This window comes from Reinekea thalattae (genome assembly GCF_008041945.1).
In the GTDB taxonomy this organism is placed as follows: domain Bacteria; phylum Pseudomonadota; class Gammaproteobacteria; order Pseudomonadales; family Natronospirillaceae; genus Reinekea; species Reinekea thalattae.
On the sequence record NZ_VKAD01000001.1, the window covers coordinates 1,254,199 to 1,276,628 of the forward strand.

Annotated in this window: 20 protein-coding genes; 2 read left to right on the top strand and 18 right to left on the bottom strand. The window is 46.6% G+C overall.

Annotation, left to right across the window (positions count from 1 at the left end; all coding sequences use genetic code 11):
• Position 1 precedes the first annotated feature (1 nt).
• The 3 genes from FME95_RS05815 to FME95_RS05825 all read right to left on the bottom strand — a co-directional run bounded on the left by FME95_RS05815 (position 2) and on the right by FME95_RS05825 (position 2,240).
• On the bottom strand, positions 2–457 hold the full coding sequence (locus FME95_RS05815) for a regulatory protein RecX (protein ID WP_147713451.1): 456 nt from the start codon (positions 455–457) through the stop codon (positions 2–4).
• Between the two features lie 168 nt (positions 458–625).
• The gene (gene recA / locus FME95_RS05820; protein WP_147713452.1) at positions 626–1,699 is read right to left on the bottom strand and encodes a recombinase RecA; all 1,074 of its coding nucleotides are present in this window, start codon (positions 1,697–1,699) and stop codon (positions 626–628) included.
• Positions 1,700–1,778: 79 nt separating this feature from the next.
• A complete protein-coding gene (locus FME95_RS05825) occupies positions 1,779–2,240 on the bottom strand; it encodes a CinA family protein (protein ID WP_147713453.1) in 462 nt (153 codons plus the stop codon).
• Positions 2,241–2,315: 75 nt separating this feature from the next.
• Here FME95_RS05825 and mutS point away from each other — a divergent pair, with 75 nt between their 5' ends.
• Positions 2,316–4,919 carry a DNA mismatch repair protein MutS gene (gene mutS, locus FME95_RS05830; protein WP_147713454.1) on the top strand — a complete coding sequence of 868 codons (2,604 nt, stop codon included), beginning with the start codon at positions 2,316–2,318 and terminating at the stop codon, positions 4,917–4,919.
• Between the two features lie 178 nt (positions 4,920–5,097).
• Complete coding sequence (fdxA, locus tag FME95_RS05835; protein WP_147713455.1) at positions 5,098–5,421, top strand: ferredoxin FdxA; 324 nt, start codon at positions 5,098–5,100, stop codon at positions 5,419–5,421.
• Positions 5,422–5,532: 111 nt separating this feature from the next.
• Here fdxA and FME95_RS05840 read toward each other — a convergent pair whose 3' ends face one another.
• From FME95_RS05840 to dnaE, 15 genes are all read right to left on the bottom strand, one after another.
• Entirely contained in the window at positions 5,533–6,150 is a 618-nt protein-coding gene (locus FME95_RS05840; RefSeq protein WP_147713456.1) for a LysE family translocator, read from the bottom strand.
• Between the two features lie 168 nt (positions 6,151–6,318).
• Positions 6,319–7,362 (bottom strand): RNA polymerase sigma factor RpoS, encoded by a 1,044-nt coding sequence (rpoS, locus tag FME95_RS05845; RefSeq protein ID WP_246109328.1) that lies wholly within the window; start codon positions 7,360–7,362, stop codon positions 6,319–6,321.
• A 61-nt stretch (positions 7,363–7,423) separates the two neighbouring features.
• Entirely contained in the window at positions 7,424–8,233 is an 810-nt protein-coding gene (locus tag FME95_RS05850) for a peptidoglycan DD-metalloendopeptidase family protein (protein ID WP_147713457.1), read from the bottom strand.
• 156 nt (positions 8,234–8,389) lie between these two features.
• On the bottom strand, positions 8,390–9,232 hold the full coding sequence (locus FME95_RS05855; protein WP_147713458.1) for a DUF368 domain-containing protein: 843 nt from the start codon (positions 9,230–9,232) through the stop codon (positions 8,390–8,392).
• Between the two features lie 38 nt (positions 9,233–9,270).
• On the bottom strand, positions 9,271–9,945 hold the full coding sequence (locus tag FME95_RS05860) for a protein-L-isoaspartate(D-aspartate) O-methyltransferase (RefSeq protein WP_147713459.1): 675 nt from the start codon (positions 9,943–9,945) through the stop codon (positions 9,271–9,273).
• On the bottom strand, positions 9,938–10,981 hold the full coding sequence (gene truD / locus FME95_RS05865) for a tRNA pseudouridine(13) synthase TruD (RefSeq protein WP_147713460.1): 1,044 nt from the start codon (positions 10,979–10,981) through the stop codon (positions 9,938–9,940). The genes FME95_RS05860 and truD overlap by 8 nt, the downstream gene beginning before the upstream one ends.
• On the bottom strand, positions 10,978–11,469 hold the full coding sequence (gene ispF, locus FME95_RS05870; protein ID WP_147713461.1) for a 2-C-methyl-D-erythritol 2,4-cyclodiphosphate synthase: 492 nt from the start codon (positions 11,467–11,469) through the stop codon (positions 10,978–10,980). Before ispF ends, truD begins: the two co-directional genes overlap by 4 nt.
• Entirely contained in the window at positions 11,469–12,161 is a 693-nt protein-coding gene (locus FME95_RS05875; RefSeq protein ID WP_147713462.1) for an IspD/TarI family cytidylyltransferase, read from the bottom strand. Before FME95_RS05875 ends, ispF begins: the two co-directional genes overlap by 1 nt.
• Before the next feature lie 3 nt (positions 12,162–12,164).
• Positions 12,165–12,440 (bottom strand): septum formation initiator family protein, encoded by a 276-nt coding sequence (locus tag FME95_RS05880; RefSeq protein WP_147713463.1) that lies wholly within the window; start codon positions 12,438–12,440, stop codon positions 12,165–12,167.
• A 124-nt stretch (positions 12,441–12,564) separates the two neighbouring features.
• Positions 12,565–13,866, bottom strand: coding sequence for a phosphopyruvate hydratase (gene eno, locus FME95_RS05885; protein WP_147713464.1), 1,302 nt, complete (start codon positions 13,864–13,866; stop codon positions 12,565–12,567).
• A gap of 157 nt (positions 13,867–14,023) precedes the next feature.
• Positions 14,024–15,646 (bottom strand): CTP synthase, encoded by a 1,623-nt coding sequence (locus tag FME95_RS05890; RefSeq protein WP_147713465.1) that lies wholly within the window; start codon positions 15,644–15,646, stop codon positions 14,024–14,026.
• 121 nt (positions 15,647–15,767) lie between these two features.
• The gene (tilS, locus tag FME95_RS05895) at positions 15,768–17,123 is read right to left on the bottom strand and encodes a tRNA lysidine(34) synthetase TilS (RefSeq protein ID WP_187265453.1); all 1,356 of its coding nucleotides are present in this window, start codon (positions 17,121–17,123) and stop codon (positions 15,768–15,770) included.
• A gap of 30 nt (positions 17,124–17,153) precedes the next feature.
• Entirely contained in the window at positions 17,154–17,606 is a 453-nt protein-coding gene (locus FME95_RS05900; protein WP_187265454.1) for a GNAT family N-acetyltransferase, read from the bottom strand.
• 117 nt (positions 17,607–17,723) lie between these two features.
• The gene (locus FME95_RS05905) at positions 17,724–18,677 is read right to left on the bottom strand and encodes an acetyl-CoA carboxylase carboxyltransferase subunit alpha (RefSeq protein WP_147714375.1); all 954 of its coding nucleotides are present in this window, start codon (positions 18,675–18,677) and stop codon (positions 17,724–17,726) included.
• 192 nt (positions 18,678–18,869) lie between these two features.
• Entirely contained in the window at positions 18,870–22,373 is a 3,504-nt protein-coding gene (gene dnaE / locus FME95_RS05910; protein WP_147713468.1) for a DNA polymerase III subunit alpha, read from the bottom strand.
• Positions 22,374–22,430: the final 57 nt, after the last annotated feature.

Here is a 22,430-nt window from a genome sequence, read left to right on the forward strand (position 1 = left end):
ATCAATCCGCATCTAGCTGTTGCGAGTTTGTCTCTATAGCTGAGATCGCATAGCGAACCATTTCGCCATTAAAGCCACGATAGCTCAAATAGCGATACGCTCGTGCATAGGCTCGTTGGTCTGGCAATGAAGAAAACTTACGAAGCGCACAATCACGTGCGTGCTCAAACCAATTAATCTCGCTCTGTTCGAGTAAGCCTTGAATAAGCGAAGCAATACCTTTGTTACGCGCCTCGTAACTAATACGAATAGGGCCACGACCTTTTTCAACTTGGCTGTTCAACCACATTTCAGCAAAGCGCTGATCGGATTGCAGCCCTTGCTCGACCAAGCGTTCAAGTACTTGCTCTATTTCTTCTAGCTGTTCAGGAAACCTTGTCTGCAGCTTAGTACGCAGCTCGCTTTGTGAGTATTCCCGTTTAGCTAGAGTGTTTAACGCCGAATTCCAAATACTCATGATATTCACCTGTTTAACGCAGCACTCACGCTATAGCACCAACCTTTCATCGACGAGCCAGCCTCAATTTGCTACCGCTGAATAGCAAAAACCCACAACGAGGTGGGTTTTATTTATTAACAGCTTAGATGCTCTGCAAAAGCTTTGATCGCGTATGCATGCTTTAGATTACTCGGCCGCCTTATCTTTTTTTGCTACTGCCTTAGCTGGCTCAGGCTTCTCTGCTTTATCTTTTGATTCTGGCTCTGATGCAGGCGTATCTAAGAATTTAGCTCGTACGGCGCTTTCAATCTCATTAGCCATTTCCATGTTCTCACTTAAGAAGCGAGCAGCATTAGCCTTGCCCTGACCGATCTTATTACCCTTATAGGAGTACCAAGCACCGGCTTTTTCGACCAAGCCAATCTTCACACCAAGGTCGATGACTTCACCCATATGGTAAATACCTTGACCATACATGATTTGGAATTCGGCCTGCTTAAACGGCGGTGCTACTTTGTTTTTAACAACCTTAACCCGTGTTTCTGAACCGATGACTTCATCACCATCTTTGATGGTGCCTGTACGGCGAATATCTAAACGCACAGAAGAATAGAATTTAAGCGCATTACCACCTGTCGTCGTTTCTGGGTTGCCAAACATGACTCCAATCTTCATACGAATCTGGTTAATAAAGATCACCAAGCAGTTGGCTGTTTTGATATTACCGGTAATTTTACGCAGTGCCTGCGACATCAAACGTGCCTGCAAACCTACGTGATGGTCACCCATCTCACCTTCAATTTCAGCTTTAGGTACCAAGGCCGCTACGGAGTCAATAACAATGACATCGACAGCATTAGAGCGAACCAACATATCGGAAATTTCTAAAGCTTGCTCACCCGTATCTGGCTGTGAAATAAGCAGGTCATCTACATTAACGCCTAGCTTTTGCGCGTAAGATGGATCCAAAGCGTGCTCAGCATCAACAAACGCACAGGTGCCACCAGCTTTTTGCGCTTCGGCGATAACCTGCAATGTAAGCGTTGTTTTACCAGAAGATTCAGGGCCGTAAATTTCAACAACACGACCTTTCGGTAGACCACCAATACCTAACGCAATATCAAGGCCTAGCGAGCCAGTTGAGATCGCAGGGATATCTAACTGCTCTCTGTCACCCAGACGCATAACAGAGCCCTTACCAAACTGCCGCTCAATTTGGCCTAACGCAGCCGATAATGCTTTTTCTTTATTGGTGTCCATAATCTTCTTCCAACTAAAACTGTATGAATGAACAGTATATTGTCATAAGGCTGCCTAGGCTGACAAGCAAATTTTTTGTTTATTTTAACAACTCGACTAATTTATCGATGGCGTACTCTACCGTTTGCTTACGAATCTCTAAACGGTCGCCACTAAATTGCATACGCTCACTGAAAAGCTGGTTTGAGTGTGCCCATGCAAAACAAACGGTACCTACCGGTTTTTCTGCCGAACCGCCACCGGGCCCCGCAATACCGGTGACTGCGACGGACCAGTCGGCAGCACTATACTCCAGACCGCATTGCGCCATCTGCTCGGCAACCTCGATACTGACTGCGCCATGATGCTCTATGGCACTAGGCTCGACGCCCAATTTAATTTTCATTTCATTGGCATAGGTGACCACTGAGCCTAAAAACCACTGTGAACTGCCGGCCAAATCGGTACAGGCCGTAGCAATGCCGCCGCCAGTACAGGATTCAACCGTGGCTAATGTCTGACCTCGATCTAACATTTTTTTTGCCAATAAATGCAACTGCATAAAACCTCCGGGTTTTGATTAGTACCAGAATCGAATACCATTACCGGCTGATCGTCTTCTGGTACTGATAATTACATGAGTAAACAACAAACAGCCCACACTCCCATGATGCAGCAATATTTTAAGCTAAAGAAGCAGCATCCTGACGATCTATTATTTTACCGCATGGGTGATTTTTACGAGCTCTTCTTTGACGACGCTAAATCCGCCGCTCGCTTACTTGATATCACCTTAACCAAACGCGGTCACAGTAACGGCGAGCCAATACCTATGGCCGGCATTCCGTTTCATGCCGCCGAAAATTATATCGCTAAATTGGTTCAGCTTGGCAAGACCGTCGCCATCTGTGAACAGATTGGCGATCCCGCGACCAGTAAAGGTCCCGTTGAAAGAAAGGTCGTTCGTGTTTTAACGCCGGGTACACTAACCGATGAGGCCTTTCTGCAAGACCGTCAAGAATCGATCCTTGCCGCTATATTTAAAACGCCTAATAACGAACAATGGGGTGTCGCAACACTGGATATGGCCAGTGGACGCTTTAACCTGATGGAGCTGGAAAATCAGTCAGCATTAATTAATGAATTAGAGCGAATCAAACCTAGCGAATTGCTGGTTGCAGAAGACGGCCTTGAAGCTAATCCATTGTTGGCAGAGCAACTCAACAGCTATCTTGTCCGTAAACAGCCGAGCTGGCACTTTGAGTTCGACAGCGCCTTTGATGCACTCACCAAGCAGCTTGGCACGAAGGATTTATCCGGCTTTGGTGTCGAAGAGATGACACTTGCGACACAAGCAGCAGGTTGCCTTTTAGATTACGCCAAAGAGACGCAACGCAGTGAGCTGCCTCATATTCAATCGTTGTCGGCAGAATCCCACGATGACAGCGTTATCTTGGATGCAGCAACACGACGTAACTTAGAGATCGACACCAACATTCGAGGTGAGTCCGATCACACCCTATTCCAGCACATGGATTTATGCAGTACCACGATGGCCAGTCGGCTATTGCGCCGTTGGTTGAACCGACCCATTAGATGCAAACAAACATTAGAGCAACGCCTGCATGCCATCGAAACTCTGCTAAAAGACTTTAGCTTTGAACAGATCAACAGCACTTTAAAGCCCATTGGTGATATCGAGCGAGTACTGAGCCGAATCGCTTTGTTATCTGCTCGACCTAGAGATTTGGTACGCCTTAAGGAAGCCTTAAAGGTCGCGCCAATCTTGCAAGAACAATTACTCAGTTGCAGTGAATCTCCATTGCTGCATGAACTGACCACGCAATTGACCACCAAGGCTGACTGGCTGGATGAACTTTCGGCAGCACTGAAAGACAACCCTCCGGTGGTGATTCGAGAAGGCGGCGTCATCGCCGATGGCTACGATGATGAATTAGATGAATTACGCTCACTGGATACCAATGCTGGTGAATTTCTGACCCAGTTAGAATTACGGGAACGCGAACGCACTGGCCTTTCAACTCTGAAGGTCGGTTATAACCGGGTGCATGGTTACTACATCGAAATCAGCAAGGCTCAGTCAGCCGAAGCGCCTACCGAATACGTTCGCCGGCAAACGCTCAAAAATGCTGAACGCTTTATAACGCCAGAACTCAAACAGTTCGAAGATAAAGCCTTAAGTGCGCGTAGCCGCTCCTTAGCAAGGGAAAAACATCTATACGATCAACTGATTCAAAAACTAGCAAACGACTTACAGCCGCTACAAAAATTTTGCCAAGCCTTGATTCAGGTCGATGTGCTATCGACACTGGCGAACTGCGCCGACAGCTACGATTGGCGCAAGCCTGTGCTCGTTGACGAGCCGACGATCGACATCAAGGCTGGTCGTCATCCGGTGGTGGAATCATTAATTGAAAACGCCTTTGTGCCTAATGATACCCAACTCAACCCAGACTGCAGTTTGCAGGTTATTACCGGCCCTAACATGGGCGGTAAATCGACCTATATGCGTCAGGTTGCGGTTATTTCATTACTCGCCTGTATTGGCAGTTATGTACCTGCCGAACAAGCCACCATCGGCTCATTAGATCGAATTTATACTCGTATGGGTTCATCGGACGACATCGCTGGCGGCCGATCCACCTTTATGGTTGAAATGACCGAAACGGCGAGCATTCTTAACAACGCCAGTGAACACAGCTTAGTTATCATGGATGAAGTCGGTCGCGGTACCAGCACCTTTGATGGCCTGTCTCTGGCTTGGGCGAGTGCCTGCCAATTAGCAGAGAACACCAAGGCGCTAACGCTATTTGCGACTCATTACTTTGAAATGACCGCACTGGCAAACCAATACCCTAATACGCAAAATGTTCACCTAGATGCAACAGAGCACAAAGATCGACTGGTGTTTTTGCATCGAGTTCAAATAGGCCCAGCGTCGCAAAGTTACGGTATTCAGGTCGCCAAGCTTGCTGGCCTGCCTGCGAATGTTATTGCGCAAGCAAAGCTCAAACTTAGTGAACTAGAAGGCTCGACAAGCGTCTCAGATTCAAAACCGACACCAGCCTTATTGCAAAGTACTCAAGAACAGCCAGCCCAAGCAGACCTGTTTGCCAGCTCGCCTCACCCAATCGTGGAGAGCCTGAGTCACTTAGAACTGGACAGAATGACTCCTAAGCAGGCTTTAGACTGGTTATACCAACAAAAACAGCAATTATAGTGCTCTGTAGACTGGTTGACTTATCGACAATCTCATTCAACAATTTATTAATAAACGATAATAAACAGGCTGAATAGATCATTAGGTAATAAGGATCAACCATAATCGGCTTAATTTAACATTGAGACTGACAACCTCAGGCACTACTATTAGCGCAAACTAGAGAAGAGATCATTAGATGGCATTTGTTGTTTTAGAAAATTGCATTAAATGTAAATACACCGACTGCGTAGAAGTTTGTCCCGTTGACTGTTTCTACGAAGGCCCTAACTTTTTGGTGATTCATCCGGATGAATGCATCGACTGCGCACTTTGTGAGCCAGAATGCCCAGCCGAAGCCATTCTTTCTGAAGATGAAGTACCGGCCGATCAGATCGATTTTATCGAACTTAATGCCGAACTTGCCGAAGTATGGCCAAATATCACAGAGCAAAAAGACCCGCTCCCGGAGGCCGATGAGCAAAATGGCATTCCCGGCAAGCGCGCTGCTCTAGAACGCTAATTAAAAACTATCGCTGAGCCTGATAATTAGGCTGGTGGTATCAAAAAAGCCCGAAATAATCGGGCTTTTTTTATGCTCTAAACAAATACGAACAAACCAAGCTAGCACTGCCTAGTTTTTTAACAGCAAAAATGCACCTGCTGCCATCATGATAGAGCCTGATGTTCGATTTAACCGGCGAGAACCTCTGGGCGTTTGAACCATGTGTCGAGCCGACGATGCAAATGCCGCGACCAGGCTCAAACCGATCATTAGAGCGATGATAGCAAGCGCGCTTGCAATAATAATATCTTTACCCTGCAACACAGTGACATCGATAAAGGTCGGTAAAAACGCGATATAAAATAGAATCACCTTAGGGTTGGACGCTGATATTACAAAGCCCTGAAAAAAGGTTTTCAACCGCATTGGCGAAGCCACTAACGGCTGTGTAATTTTAGCTGCAGATGTCGCTGTCCACAGTTTCCAACCCAAGTACAGTAAATACAGCCCACCGAAAATCCTAACCGCCAAAAACAATTCCGACCAATTTTCAGCAATTGTCGCTAAACCAAAGCAGGCGGCAATCAGGTAAAGTACATCACTAACCGCCATTCCTAACGACAACCAAAAGCAGGCTCGACTGCCAGACACCAGCGCGCGTGAAATAATCGCAAAAATCCCAGGGCCAGGTGTAATACCAAACACAAACAACGCAATAAAAAATGAAATAGCGGATTCTAGAGTCATCTAACCTTCCTCTCACTCTGCGAATAAGACAACGCCCTTAACTCAATAGACAAGAGTCGTCCCAGCTAGGAGCCATTAAAGAGTCAACGACATAAATGCAAAAGCCCGCTAAATGCGGGCTTTCAAAGATAAGAGCTTAAACTGAAACTAAAGCAATAGACAGGCTAGTTAAACACCGAATAAGGAGGTGGCGTCCAGACCTTGCTTTTCCATGATTTCACGCAAGCGTTTTAACGATTCAACTTGAATCTGACGAACACGCTCACGGGTTAAACCAATCTCTCTGCCAACATCTTCTAGCGTACTGGTTTCATAACCTCGCAAGCCAAAGCGACGGGCAACAACTTCGCGCTGCTTTTCAGATAAATCGTCAAGCCAACGGTCGATACTGGCTTTCAAATTTTCTTCCTGCAATGCATCCGAAGGATCATTAGCCTGATCATCAGCAATAGTATCGAGTAAGCTCTTCTCTGAAGACGGGCCAATTGGCGTGTCAACTGAAGTCACTCGTTCATTCAGCGCCAGCATTTTTTTCACGTCTTCAACCGGCTTCTCAAGCAAGAAGGCTATATCTTCTGCGGTTGGTTCGTGATCAAGCTTTTGTGAAAGCTCACGAGCGGCTCTTAAATAAACATTTAATTCTTTAACCACATGAATAGGTAAACGAATAGTACGTGTCTGATTCATAATGGCGCGTTCGATGGTCTGTCGTATCCACCAGGTCGCGTAAGTAGAGAAGCGGAAGCCTCGCTCTGGATCGAATTTTTCTACCGCACGAATCAGACCCAAATTTCCTTCCTCGATCAGATCAAGCAAAGTAAGGCCACGATTTAAATAACGTCGCGCAATTTTAACCACCAGACGAAGATTACTTTCAATCATCCGTTTACGACCTGACGCTTCACCCTTGCGAGCTAGACGCGCGAAATAGACTTCTTCATCTGGAGTGAGAAGTGGAGAAAATCCAATCTCATTAAGATAAAGCTGAGTTGCATCTAAAGAGCGCTGAATATCACTATTCGCGTTGAGCGCATCTTGAAACTCACCATCGTCAGTATCGACTGTATCTGTTGCAAAACTTTCGAAATCTTTCTTATTATTATTTTCTACGCCAGTATCGCCGTCTATATTTTCGTTTTCGTTCAAAAGATCTTTAAATGTGGAAACCTGATCTTCTGCAATACCAATGGCGTCTTCCCTAAGTTCTGTCATTGTGTCCACCTATTCCTGCTGTGTTCTTTTAATCGACTTATCGACTCGGAGGAGGTTGGCTTTAACGCTTCGGCAAATAAATTGTTGGATTGACAGGGGTTCCTTCTCGTCTTATTTCGAAATGCAGGCCTGCTTGATCACCCTGATTGCCCATTGTGGCAATTGTTTGACCAGCGGTCACTGACTCCTTTTCCTTGACCAAAATCTCTTCCGCGAATGCGTAGGCACTTAAAAATGAGCCTTCATGCTCAACTATAATTAAATTACCGTAACCAGCGAGTCCATCTCCGGCATACACGACAGTACCCTCTGCCGCTGCAGCTACAGAATCCCCAATTCGACCGGCGATATCAATGCCTTTTTGCGCCGACTGATCTGGATCAAATGTTCGCACTATTTTCCCATCGTGAGGCCAGCTCCAATCGATATAGACCTGCGCTACCGGTTTGGCGACCACTGTAGCGGTGTCGGATTTTTGACTGGCGCTTTGGCTACGTCTGGAATCAGTATTTGAGTTGGACGACTGAGTCGATTTTGGTACTGAGCGAGAAGAAACTAACGAGGCTTCTTTTAAGCTCAAACGCTGGCCTTGGTAAATTTTATAGTCATTTCCAATACCATTGGCCGCGGCAAGCTTTTTATAATTTAAGCCAAAACGAAAGGCGATAGAATAGAGGGTATCGCCACGCTTAACCCGATAAGAACTCGGTCGACTAGTAGCCACCGGCTGAGTCGTCGTCGCATTAGCTTGCCATTTTGGCACGCCTCGTTTTTCGATTGATACGAACCTCTCACTGTTCAAACAGGAGGTCAATAATATTATCAATACAAAAACTATACATTTTTTTGACACTAATACCACGGTACGCATTCCTCAATACGCTGGCTAGTTCACGTTAACGATTTGAACTGAACACCTTTAAAAGTCAATTTCTCTATAACAATCTTCAACTCATAGCCTAAAATATATAACTAATAAGTCTAAATAAATGTGCAATTAGCGTGAATTCCTGATTATCACTCTCATTCAGCCTTGACTTTCACTTTTGGTTGAGTAGGAAAATAATAATCCTGACAATAAAACACCGATAAAAAAACTCACGACAGAAGCAAAAAGCCATTCATTTTGGCCAGTATAGGTGGCGTAAGTACTCGGCAAAAACCATTGTTCATTTGCCTGCCAAGGCCAAACTTTTAATAATGCACCAGCAATAACACCGAGCATGCAACAAAGGACTGGTGAGTACCAATTGTTCATCAACCATTTCAGGAATTGACTAAAACTCAATACGCCAATTAGGCAGCCCAAAGCAACCCAAGCTATGACTTGAATATCTCTATCGTGTATCGCTTCAACGATCTGAGGATATAACCCTAGCAGCACTAAAATAAACGAGCCCGAAACGCCGGGCAGTAACATTGCAGAAATCGCCAATGCGCCCCCTAACACCAGCATCAGTGGTGTGGCGGCCAAATCAATTGCCGCCAAAAACACCAAGCCAAGAGAGCCAGCAAAACCTAAGGCAAACAGCGCTAATCGTTTGGCATTCCAAGTCTGTTGACGAGCAAGATGAACCAGCGATATCAGGATGACGCCCATAAAGAAAGCCCAAAGCAACGGAGCAGCTCGCTCCAACAGCCAATGCATAGCATGCAGTACGCTCAACAAGCTTAATAAAATACCTGCGCCTAAGCTGAACAAAAAATTACCATCGATACGCTGCCAAAGCTTCGCCCACTGCCGGGTTAAAAGTAAGTTCAACAAGTCAGGTTTAAAGCTGGCTAAGGCTTCGATAAAACGGCGATAAACACCGGTGATTAGTGCGATCGTGCCACCGGATACACCAGGAACCGCGTCGGCAGCCCCCATAGCTGCACCCTTTAACAGCCAACTTATAACATCTTTTATCACGCGTTCTTTACTCCGCTGAGCATTGGTACAAACACAACCGGCTCGATTTGTGTTTTGGTTATTTGATCATCAACCTTATCGATAACAGTAAGGTATTGCTGTTCTTCGCCAATGGGCATGATCAACCGACCGCCATCAGGTATCAATTGATCCAGTAATTCCATCGGTGGCTCACTGGGCGCTGCCGTGCCAATAATGACATCAAACGGGCCTTCTTCCGGCCAGCCGAAAAAACCATCATCCATCTTAAGCTGAACATTTTTTAAATTAAGTTGTTGCAGACGAGATTTCGCCTTTTGCTGTAGCGGCGCAATACGTTCGACTGAGTACACTTCATCGACTAAGTTTGCCAACACGCAGGTCTGAAAGCCTGAACCGGTACCAATTTCTAATACCCGCTCATGATGGGGCGCCTGTAAAACAAGCTCTGACATTTTGGCAACAATGTAGGGTTGTGACAGTGTCTGGGCATAACCAATAGGCACTGAAATGTCCTCGTATGCTTTATGACCCAGAGCCTCGTCTACAAATAGGTGACGAGGTACCAACTCAAAACAGGCCAAAACTTTAGCATTTTGAATTCCCTGTTCTACTAAGCGGTCAATCATTCGAGCTCGGGTTCGAGCCGAAGTCATGCCTATTCCATGCACACTGCGCGAATGATCATTCATGCCAATGCTCTCCCAAATTAGCCGTGGTATCACAAAGCTCAGAAATCACCGTGGTCGCAAAGCAGCCCGCTGGTAAGAAAAAGCTGAGAACCGGATCGTTATCGACAAAATTAAGCGTTGCTCGCTCTGGGAAGACTCGGAACTTTCGGAAATGCCGACTGACCTTCTTTTCCTTCAGCGCGGTTATGATTTCTGCCCATGGCTCCAGCACTGAGCTCTCTCGCTGATCGAGCTCATCAAACTCATCTTTTGATACACCTGGCAAACTGCCACATGGTGATAACTTACCAGCAAGGCAACGCTCATGATCATCAGGCTCTGGCGCGGCACAATAGAAACCTGCCTTACCTTCGGTAAATTGTGCAAACTCATGTGCGACTAGTCGATTCCAAGTTTGCTGAGTTACTCGCTCCGCCAACAGGCTATTGAACAGGTAAGAGCGCACGGCTGATAGATAAATGGATTCTTGATGCCGAGGGAAACGCTGGGTTTTGGTTAATAGTTGAATGCCTTTATCGACATTGAGACCGTCGATACCAAAACGCTGAGAGCCAAAATAATTCGGCACACCCTGTTCGACAATTTGCGCCCAGCCAGCACTTATTTCTGCCGGAGTTTTAGTGCAGTGGCGCAAACGGATAGTGAATTGATTTCCGATTAGCTGCCCTGTTTTCAGCTTACGGCTGTGGCGCTCAGCACTGAGAATAGTTACACCATCAACCGAAAATTGGTCAAGGTCTGGGTTTTCTTGCCCAGGAAGATGAATCGAAAAGGTTTGCTGGGTAACCGCTTGACGATCCTTTAAACCTGCAAAGCTAACATCACGAGGTTTAACATTTGCCCATCGAGCAATTTGCTTAGCCACCCAATTGGTATTTTGACCGGTTTTTTCAATCAATAGCCATAGATGCTCACCTTCCCCATAGGGCTGCTCGGGTAACTGCTCAACAACCTTAAAGTCTTCAGGGCTTTGTTTTATCTGGGCTTCAGCAAGGGCAAAGGCGTGGGCGCGAGGCCAGTTGAACGAAAGGCTCATGCCTTCACTCGCTCAATCAAACAAACGGCATCAACCGCGATGCCTTCTTTACGGCCAACAAAGCCCAACTTTTCAGTCGTGGTCGCCTTAACATTAACGTTGGTTGGCTCGGTATTGAGTAGCTGTGCAATATTACGCGCCATCGGCAGTTTGTAATGTTTTAAACGTGGTGCCTGTGCGGCGATACTAATATCGGCATTAACCAGCTGGTAACCCTGCTGATTCACCAGTCGATAAACTTCTTGTAGCAACAAGCCAGAATCAGCACCTTTCCATCGTTCATCCGTATCTGGAAAATGCTCGCCAATGTCTCCCTGCGCAATCGCGCCCAATAAGGCATCGGTTAAGGCGTGCAATACAACATCACCATCAGAATGCGCCAATAGCGAATGGGTCGACCCAACATCAATGCCGCCCAATTTAATGGTGCACTGACTGCTGTTTTGATCAAATTTATGGACATCGTAACCATGACCAATTCGGAACATTAGATCCTACCTTGCTGTTTTAAATAAAATTCGACCAACGCAGCATCTTCGGCGTGGGTCAGCTTAACATTGTCGGAAGAGCCAACGACCAAGTTCATCGGTTGCTCCGCCAGCTCCATAGCGCTTGCTTCGTCGGTAATAGCGATACCCATCTTATCGGCCTGTTGAATTGCATCGCGCAACTCTTTAACACGAAAACACTGCGGTGTTTGTGCCGCGCAGAGTGTACTGCGGTCAATAGTTTTTGGCACCGTTAAAAGGCTATTGGCCTGCTTTATTGTGTCGGTAATGGGTTGGCACAATAGACCGCCGACCTGAGAAATTAGGCAGGTATCGATTAGCCGTTGAATATCTTCAGCCCGAACACAGGGCCGTGCAATATCGTGCACCAGCACCCAGTCATTGGGGTGAACAATCTCAAGCATTCGATTCAAGCCATTTAATACCGTCTCGAATCGCTCAGAACCGGCACTAAAGATACTGAGATCTTGATAACCTTCGGAAATCTGCCTGCCCTGTTCGTCGTTTGGAGATAAACCAATAAAGGCGTGGCCCTTTCGATCGGTTTCGAAACAGGCTTGCAGCGTCCACTCCATCACTGTTTTACCGGCGATACTGGTCAGCTGTTTCGGCTGATCAGCACCAAAACGCTGGCCTACGCCACCGGCTGGAAATAAAAAATGCATCGCCATAAATCAATCGGCCTCGTTGATGACGATATAGACTTCATCTGGTTTTACTAAGCCAAGCTCCTGACGAGCCAATTCTTCAATCGCATCATTACCGGATTTCAAATCAATCACACGAGCATTCAACTGGTCGTTAATCGCTCGCTGCTCATCGAGTTGCTGTTGCAGTTCGATGACTTCCTTCGTTAAACGCTGTTTATCCGCGTAGCCGTTCTCGCCAAGCCAATAACGATATTGCAAGAAAGCCACAAGCGCTAACAATAGAATTTGAATAATGCGCATTGCCTAAACCTTGTAAAATAAGTCGCCTATTCTCACGCATAAAAAAAAGGGAGCCAAGCCCCCTTTTGCTATCGGTGGCTATTTATTAATAAATAACCACCTATGTATGCTAATTCAGTATGAATTAAGCTTGGCCTTTAACTTCTTTCAAGCCATTGTATGGCGCTTTAGCACCTAACTGCTCTTCGATACGGATCAACTGGTTGTACTTAGCAACACGATCAGAACGGCTCATAGAACCTGTTTTGATCTGGCCAGCAGCAGTACCTACCGCCAAGTCAGCAATGGTTGCATCTTCAGTTTCACCAGAACGGTGAGAAATAACCGCAGTGTAACCAGCGTCTTTCGCCATTTTGATTGCTGCCAACGTCTCAGTTAAAGAACCGATCTGGTTGAATTTAATCAAGATAGAGTTAGCGATGCCTTTTTCGATACCTTCAGCAAGGATCTTAGTGTTTGTAACGAACAGGTCGTCACCAACCAATTGAAGCTTGTCGCCTAAAAGTTCTGTCTGGTGCTTAAAGCCATCCCAGTCAGACTCGTCCAAACCGTCTTCGATAGAAACGATTGGGTATTCGTTAGCAAGACCTTGAAGGTATACGTTGAACTCTTCAGAAGTGAAGATTTTGCCTTCACCCTTCATGTTGTAGTTGCCAGCTTCTTTGTCGTAAAACTCAGACGCAGCACAGTCCATAGCAAGAGTAACGTCTTTACCTAGCTCGTAACCCGCCATTTCAACAGCTTCTTTGATCGCTGCAAGTGCTGCTGCGTTAGACTCTAGGTTAGGCGCGAAACCACCTTCATCACCAACAGCTGTGCTCATGCCTTTCGACTTAAGAACTTTAGCTAGGTTATGGAATACTTCAGCACCAACACGTAGCGCTTCTTTCAACGTTGGCGCGCCAACAGGCTGAATCATAAATTCTTGGATATCAACGTTGTTATCTGCGTGCTCACCACCGTTGATGATGTTCATCATTGGTAGCGGCATAGAATAAACACCAGAAGTGCCGTTTAGGTCTGCAATGTGTGCATATAGCTCAACGCCCTTTTCAGCCGCTGCAGCTTTAGCGTTTGCAAGAGAAACCGCCAAAATAGCGTTTGCACCGAAGTTTGATTTGTTCTCAGTGCCGTCTAGGTCGATCATTACTTGGTCAACGTCAGCTTGAGCCAATGCATCTTTACCGATCAGCGCATCACGGATTGGACCGTTAATCGCATCAACTGCTTTTAATACGCCTTTACCTAAGAAACGGCTTTTGTCGCCATCACGCAATTCTAACGCTTCACGAGAACCAGTTGACGCGCCAGAAGGTGCTGCTGCACGACCTTTTGCACCACTTTCTAGAATTACATCTGCTTCAACCGTTGGGTTACCACGGCTATCAATGATTTCACGAGCTTTAATATCTACAATTTTCGCCATTTCAGACTCTCCAATGAGTAATAAAAACCAAATCGGGCTTATTGTTGTGATTTGGCTGAACAATAACTTGTTCGGGGTCAATCTATTTGTAATTTTGCTACAAAATTCAGGGCAAATCCGCGCAATGAATTCTCAGAGGCGGGGATTATTTCAGGAATTAGCCGTTGTGTGCAATCACAGCTGAAATAAAACCACTAAATAGGCCATGACCTTGTCTTGGTGTCGATGTGAATTCGGGGTGGAATTGACAAGCAACAAACCAAGGATGGTCGGGGTTTTCAACGATTTCAACCAGCGCACCGTCGGACGAACGCCCTGCAATGACCAAACCGGATTTTTCTAAATCGTTAACATAGTGATTATTTACTTCATAACGATGACGGTGACGCTCAACAATTCGGTCTTTGCCATAGGCCTCGCGAGATAATGAGCCTTCGGTGAGCTGACATTCCTGCCCACCTAATCGCATGGTACCGCCAAGATCGGTCGACTCATCACGCTCAACCACCTTACCGTCGGCTTCAATCCATTCTGTAATAAGGCCAATCACCGGATGACGGGATTGACGATCAAATTCGGTTGAGTGCGCACCCTGCAAACCGCAAACATTACGCGCGTACTCAATAACAGCTACCTGCATACCTAAACAGATGCCTAAATAAGGGATTTTATTCTCACGGGCATATTGCGCTGCCAATATTTTCCCTTCGACACCGCGATGGCCGAAGCCGCCTGGAACCAAAATTCCGGCCACATCGGCAAGCATTTCAACGCCGTTTTTCTCGATATCTTCAGAATCGATATACTGGATCTTAACTTTGGTACGCGAACGAATACCGGCATGATCAATCGCTTCAATCAACGATTTATAGGCATCCAATAAATCCATGTACTTGCCAACCATGGCGATGGTGACTTCTTTTTCAGGGTTGAGTTTGCGATCTGAAACATCATCCCAATCTGACAAATCGGCTGGCTCACATTCTAGACCAAACTTCTCGACCACAATGGCATCAAGGCCAGACTTGGCCAACATCGAAGGTATTCGATAGATGGTGTCGGCATCCAGCAATGGAATGACCGCGCGCTCTTCAACATTGGTGAATAACGCAATTTTACGTAATTCAGTTTTGCCAATTGGGCGCTCTGAACGACAAATCAAAATATCTGGCTGCAGACCAATGGTGCGCAGCTCCTTCACCGAATGCTGTGTCGGCTTGGTTTTTACTTCACCTGCAGTGGCAATATAAGGCACTAACGTTAGGTGCATAGACAAGGCGCGACGGCTGCCTAATTCAACTTTAAGCTGACGTACGGCTTCTAGGAAAGGTAACGATTCGATATCACCAACGGTGCCGCCGATTTCAACCAATGCAACATCAGCATCACCAGCGCCTTCAATCACTCGGCGCTTAATTTCATCGGTAATGTGAGGAATCACTTGCACCGTACCGCCCAAATAATCGCCACGACGCTCTTTACGTAACACGTCTTGATAGATACGACCGGTGGTAAAGTTATTACGGCGCGTCATAGTTGTACTAACAAAGCGCTCGTAATGGCCCAAGTCTAAATCGGTTTCAGCACCATCTTCGGTGACAAAAACTTCACCATGCTGGAACGGGCTCATGGTGCCCGGATCGACATTGATATAGGGGTCTAATTTTAACAGCGTAACTTTTAAGCCGCGCGCCTCTAAAATGGCGGCAAGAGAGGCAGAGGCAATGCCTTTTCCTAAAGAAGAAACAACACCACCGGTAACAAAGATGTAACGAGTCATATGAGATCCCATCAAAAAACAAAGCAAACCCATGAAACACAAAGGTTCCAATAGGATAGATAAAAAAGGGTAATTAGCGATTCAAGATGGGCGGCCAGCTTAACAAAAAAGGCCTATCTGCTCAATCTGCATTTGCGCTATTTTTCCAAACCAATCGCAAACTTGGGTCATTAATACCTGCTTGGTAGCCCTGAACAACAAATAAGTCCGCCACAGCCACCAATTGATCGCCACTGTACAGCAGTGGAATCCGATAACGCAGCCAAGGTTTAACACGATACTCTTGCAGTAAACGTTTTAAATCACGACTTTTTGAGCGCCCTGCTGGCTGAATAACTTCACCGCCGCTACGTAATCGCCAGTTCAAATTCGGCAAACCTGTTTGCAAACTTAGGGTTGGATCCTGTTTATCAGCCGAGACCTGTAAACCAACCCAGCCGACTCCAGCCCAATATTGCAATTCTTGTTCACTGACTGCTGGCGGTAATGCTGGCTCTGGCATATCTGCCACCCAATAAATTGCAGGCCCGTGACGACGAATAGCCCCTTGACCAAGACGAACCTCTGGGGTCGCATCGGCCCGAGCATGAATCACCGCACGATAAATCTCTTTGAGCCGCTGTTTGGACGGTACTTGCTGACCAATCTTAAGCAGCCAAGCATGCAATAGGCTAAGCATTTGCGCTTCACTAAAATCATTAAGTTGCACCAGCTTTAGGCCTTGGTCGAAACTGAGCCGATGTTGCAACTCTTGTTCGACAACAAACGATTGGCTAATGGCTGCATCATTGCCTGATGCCAGCAGATCAATACTGCTTTGGATACGCTGCCGATAAGCAGGCCAACGTGCTTCTAGCATGGGTAAGACGTTGTGGCGCAGATAATTTCTATCCAACAATACATCATCGTTCGAATCATCCTCAATCCACGCCAAACCCAAATGCTCTGCCCATTCAATAAGCTGAGCCTTAGACAGACTCAGCAAAGGCCGAAACAACTGATAATGATCTCGACGAGACAAACTCGCCATTGCCTTTAAGCCGTGTACACCAGCGCCGCGCATCAAGCGTAAAAAGAAGGTTTCGACCTGATCATCCAAATGATGCGCCAGTAACAGCACCCCACCTTCTGGTATTGTTTCAGCGAATTTCTCATACCGTAGCGTTCGCGCCGCAGCTTCAAGGCCAGCACCATTAACAACCGTATTTCCCTGCAAACCAATAAACTCACAACCCAACAATTCACACTGCTGCTGACAATGCTGCGCCCATTCCTCTGCTCGAGCAGATAAACCATGATTGATATGAATGGCGGTTACCTGCTTAGCAGGAAAGCACTGGCAAGCAAGTTCTAGCAATAACCGAGAATCAACGCCGCCGCTGTAACCAACATAAAGCTGAGTCGACTTTAATTGCGCAAGTTCGGCTTTAAAATCTGTTAAAAAAGAGGAATACCATTGAGATGAAGATGACGACAAGCAAGACTCCAAGGCTTAGCTTAATAAGGCTTAGGTTAACGACCAAAGATAGCGAAGTTTGGCACGATCGCCTCGTCGCCACAATTCAGAACCTTGTGGTACATCAACTCGCTCAATATAAGTTGCGCCAATTTTTTCACAGGTACGGATAGAAGCAATGTTATCTGGATTGCAGGTAATCCAAAGCTCCGAAAAGCCTTCTTCAAGCGCAACCGTTTTCAGTAGCAAGCAGGCTTCTGCAGCGTAAGAATGACCTCGGTAGCCGCGCCGGATGCCATAACCCAACTGGCCGCCATATTTCAGTAATGACGGTTTGGAACCAAGGCGCAGGTCGATCTGACCAATGGGCGTGCCGTTAAGCAAAACAATATTAAACAGATAGGCAGGCACTGCTTCGAGCGCCTCACTGGCAGGGATGACTCGGTTGTACACCAACCCTACTGAGTCACCAAAGAGTGCATCTACTATTTTCGGCTGAGTCACACGGCGTTCACTTTGAAACCAATATGATCGGCAGATTAATCGATTTTCAGGCAATAAAATAGGTGATCATTTCGATTTGAGCACCTACTTTACCGAGCTGACAATAAAAAGTGTGACCTAAGCCTGCACACCATAAGACATTAAACGCTGGTAACGACGTTCCAATAACTCATCGAGTGGTTTTTGCTTTAGTTCATCAAGCTGCTGTGTCAGCACTTCTTTGACGCGACGATTCATGTCATCGAAGTCTCGGTGAGCGCCGCCCAATGGTTCTTCAATAATATGATCAACAATACACAACTCTTTTAAACGGTGCGCCGCAATGCCCATCGCTTCGGCTGCGTCGGCTGCTTTATCAGCTGTTTTCCAAAGAATGGAGGCGCAGCCTTCTGGTGAAATAACCGAATAAGTACTGTATTGCAGCATGTTCAGTTGATCACAAACGCCAATTGCCAATGCACCACCTGAACCACCTTCACCAATAACGGTAGAAATGATCGGCGTTTTTAATGACGACATTTTAAGCAGATTATAAGCAATAGCTTCAGACTGGCCGCGTTCTTCGGCACCGATACCAGGATAAGCACCCATTGTGTCGATAAAGGTAATCACTGGCATTTTAAAGCGCTCAGCCATTTGCATCAGACGCAAAGCCTTGCGATAACCTTCTGGTCGAGGCATCGCAAAGTTACGGCGGACCTTCTCTTCGGTTTCGCGACCTTTCTGATGACCAATGATCATCACCGGCAAACTATCTAAGCGAGCAACACCGCCAACAATCGCTGCATCGTCGGCGTAATGGCGATCACCATGCAACTCATCAAAGTCATTAAATACCCCTTTGATGTAGTCTAGTGTGTACGGACGCTTAGGGTGCCGAGCCACTTTAGAGATCTGCCAAGCGCTCAACTTGTTATAAATTTGAGCGGTTAATTTGGTGGATTGTTGCGTTAACTTATCAATTTCTGCAGCGATATTCAGATCGTTCCGATTGCCGACCAATCGCAACTCATCGATTTTGGAAATGAGGTCAGCAATGGGCTGTTCAAAGTCTAAATAATCCGGATTCATCATCTTTCCTGTTAAGAAAATTTTATCTAAGTAAACATCCGTGCCGATTAAAGTATGGCACGTCAACCATAGCGTTACCTTAATGGCCTGACGCGAAACGAACAATATCACGTCAGAAGATTAAGCTATGAGCAAAAGTTCACAATAGTCGTTCGCCACCTTTACGCTTTAGTGACGGCATTAGATTAGTCATTAGTGATAGCGGAAGCGATAGCCCGTTGCTGAGAAGCGTTGCTTTAATTCGTGCAACACCTCATCTTCCAGCCGAATTCGGTGTGAGTCTGATAATCTCACCAGACCATTGGCCCAGTCATTTTGATACTGAATCCAAATTTCACAGCCTTGCCCCTCTGCGAGCCCTTGCTGAATTAGCGGCTTAAGCTGAGTTAAAAACTGAGTGCTGTGCTCAGAGTGAACATCAAACTCGATACCTTTAATCAGTTTCTGGCGGGCATCTTCTAGCGAATAAAGCTTTTGGGTACGAATTCTGGCGCGATCGCTGTAGTCATCCCAGCCGAGCTCGGCTTCAATAACCACCACGGTATCTGGGATAAGCGCCTCTTTATATTCTTGATAGCTCTCGCCAAACAGCGTCATCTCAATGCGGCCTGTGCGGTCATCTAGCGTCACAATTGCCATGGTGTCGCCACGCTGGGTTTGGCGTGTACGAACGTTTAACACCAAGCCCGCCAAAGTATGGCTGTTGCCGCGGCGATAGCGTTTTAGCTCTTCGCCTGAGGCTTCAATTTCAGACAGCCGCATAGATACTAGCTGATTAACTTCTTGTTCAAATTCATCGATCGGATGGCCAGTCAAATAAAGCCCTAGGGTTTCTTTTTCACCGGCTAAGCGATCTTTTAGTGAAGATTCGACACATTGCCGATAAGGCTGATATACATCGGTTGTTTCTTCCTCTTCGATAGCACCAAACATATCCATCATGCCTGCAGCCTGATTATTGGCGTGCTGATCCGCTGCTTTGACAGCGTCAGGCATGGCTTCGAGCATCAGTGTTCGGTGCGGCCCAATTTGGTCCAAAGCGCCAGCTTTGATCAACGCCTCGATGGCTCGTTTGTTTACTTTTCGCGCATCAACTCGCTGGCAGAAATCAAACAAATCAGTAAAGGGGCCGGACTTGCGCGCTTCAACAATTGCTTCCACTGGGCCTTCACCAACGCCCTTGATCGCGCCTAAGCCATAAATCACCTGATTATTGTCGTTGACGGTAAAGTAATAGGCTCCAGCGTTAACGTCCGGCGGCAGTACGTCGACGTTCATTTGTCGACATTCTTCGATAAAAATAACCACCTTTTCGGTGTTTTGCAGTTCCGACGATAGCGTCGCTGCCATAAACGCCGCAGGATAGTGGGTCTTTAACCAGAGTGTTTGGTACGACACCAAGGCGTAGGCAGCCGAGTGTGATTTGTTAAAACCATAGCCGGCGAATTTTTCAACCAAGTCAAAAATCTTAATTGCGAGCTCGCCATCAATACCGTTATTAATCGCTCCTTGCTCGAACACTTCGCGCTGCTTCGCCATCTCTTCTGGTTTCTTTTTACCCATGGCACGACGCAACATATCTGCGCCGCCCAAGGTATAGCCAGCCAAAACCTGAGCAATCTGCATCACCTGTTCTTGGTACAAAATAATACCGTAGGTCGGTGCTAATATCGGTTTTAGCGATTCGTGCTGATATTGAGCATCAGGATAAGAAAGTTCTTCACGGCCGTGCTTACGATTAATAAAGTTATCAACCATGCCCGATTGCAACGGACCTGGGCGAAACAAAGCCACCAAGGCGATCATATCTTCTAAGCAGTCCGGTTGCAGACGATGAACCAAGTCTTTCATACCGCGGGATTCTAGCTGGAACACGGCGGTCGTTTTGGCTTGTTTTAACAGATCGAACGAGGCTTCATCGTTTAACGGAATACGCGCAATATCGATGGCTTCTTTGCCTTCAGCGGCGCGCCTTGGGTTAATAATCTTTAATGCCCAATCAATGATGGTGAGCGTTCTAAGACCTAAGAAGTCAAACTTAACCAGACCTGCCGATTCAACATCGTTTTTATCAAATTGAGTGACCAAGCCATTGCCGTCTTCATCACACAACAGCGGCGAGAAGTCAGTCAATTTTGTTGGCGCAATCACCACGCCACCAGCATGCTTACCGGTTTGGCGCGTGATTCCTTCCAGCTTTAAAGCCATTTCCCAGATGTCAGCGGCTTCCTCATCTTCATCAAGGAACTCTTGCAATTCACTGACTTCTTCGCGTGCCTTTTCCAGCTTCATACCCGGATCTGGCGGAATCAATTTAGACAGTTTATCAGCCAAACCAAAAGGCTTGCCCTGTACACGCGCAACATCTCGCACCACCGCTTTTGCGGCCATGGTGCCGAAGGTAACAATCTGAGACACCGCCTGACGACCGTAAGTGTCGGCAACGTATTGAATCACTCGCTCTCGACCGTCCATGCAGAAGTCGACATCAAAGTCCGGCATCGAAACCCGCTCTGGGTTGAGGAATCGTTCGAACAGCAAGTCGTACTCTAACGGGTCTAGATCGGTAATATCCAATACCCAAGCCACCAACGAACCGGCACCGGAGCCTCGGCCCGGGCCCACTGGCACGCCGTTTTCTTTACCCCAACGGATAAAGTCCATAACGATCAGGAAGTAGCCGGGGAAACCCATCTGTATGATGATGTCGAGTTCAAACTTTAGGCGATCAAAATAAGCCTGTCGGCGTTCTTCGTAGTCCGGTTGCTGCTTATCGAGGGCGATAGTTAATCGGTTCTCAAGGCCTTCCGCCGAAAGCTTGCGAAAATACTCATCCATGGTCATGCCATCTGGCACTGGGTAATCTGGTAAGTAATATTTGCCCAGCTCAACTGGCACCGTACAACGCACCGCAATGGCTAAGCTGTTCTCTAAGGCTTCTGGGATATCCGAAAACAACTCGGACATCTCGTCTGGCGATTTTAAATACTGCTCTTCGGAGTAATGGCGTTTACGCTTAGGATCATCCAGCGTGACACCTTCATTGATACAAACCCGAGTTTCGTGTGCTTCAAAGTCTTCACGAGTTAAAAACATCACATCGTTAGTGGCGACAACGGGAATAGACAACTTGCGGGCAATCAACAAACTGCCCTGAACCAGGGTTTCATCCTGCTCACGCGAGGTACGTTGTAATTCTAGATAAAACCGATCACCAAAGACTTGACGCCAATGCGCCGCATTAGCTTCTGCCTGCTCGGCATTACCACGCAACAAGGCTTGGCCGACATTACCCCAACGCGCGCCAGACAACAGAATTAAGCCCTGCTGTTTCGCCTCAATCCATTCGGGTTTAACGATAGCTTTGTCATGATGCTGGTTAGTTTGGTAAGCATCGGAGATTAGTTCGGTTAGATTACGATAGCCGGTTTCGTTACAGGCCAGTAACGTCATTAAAAAGGGAGCACCCGGCTCTGCCGCATTTTCCAGCCACAGATCCGCGCCTAAAATCGGTTTAATGCCACTACCAATCGCCGCATTGTAGAACTTCACCAAGCCAAAAAAGTTAGTGATATCGGTAATCGCAACCGCTGGCATTTGGCTACTGGCGACCGCATTCACTAAAGGCTTTACTCTAACAATGCCATCAACGAGTGAGTATTCAGTATGAACTCTGAGGTGTACAAATTGGGTCATCGATCTCTACTTTTTGCGTTCTACTAATAAGCGATGCGCTTATTGAGGCGTTACTAT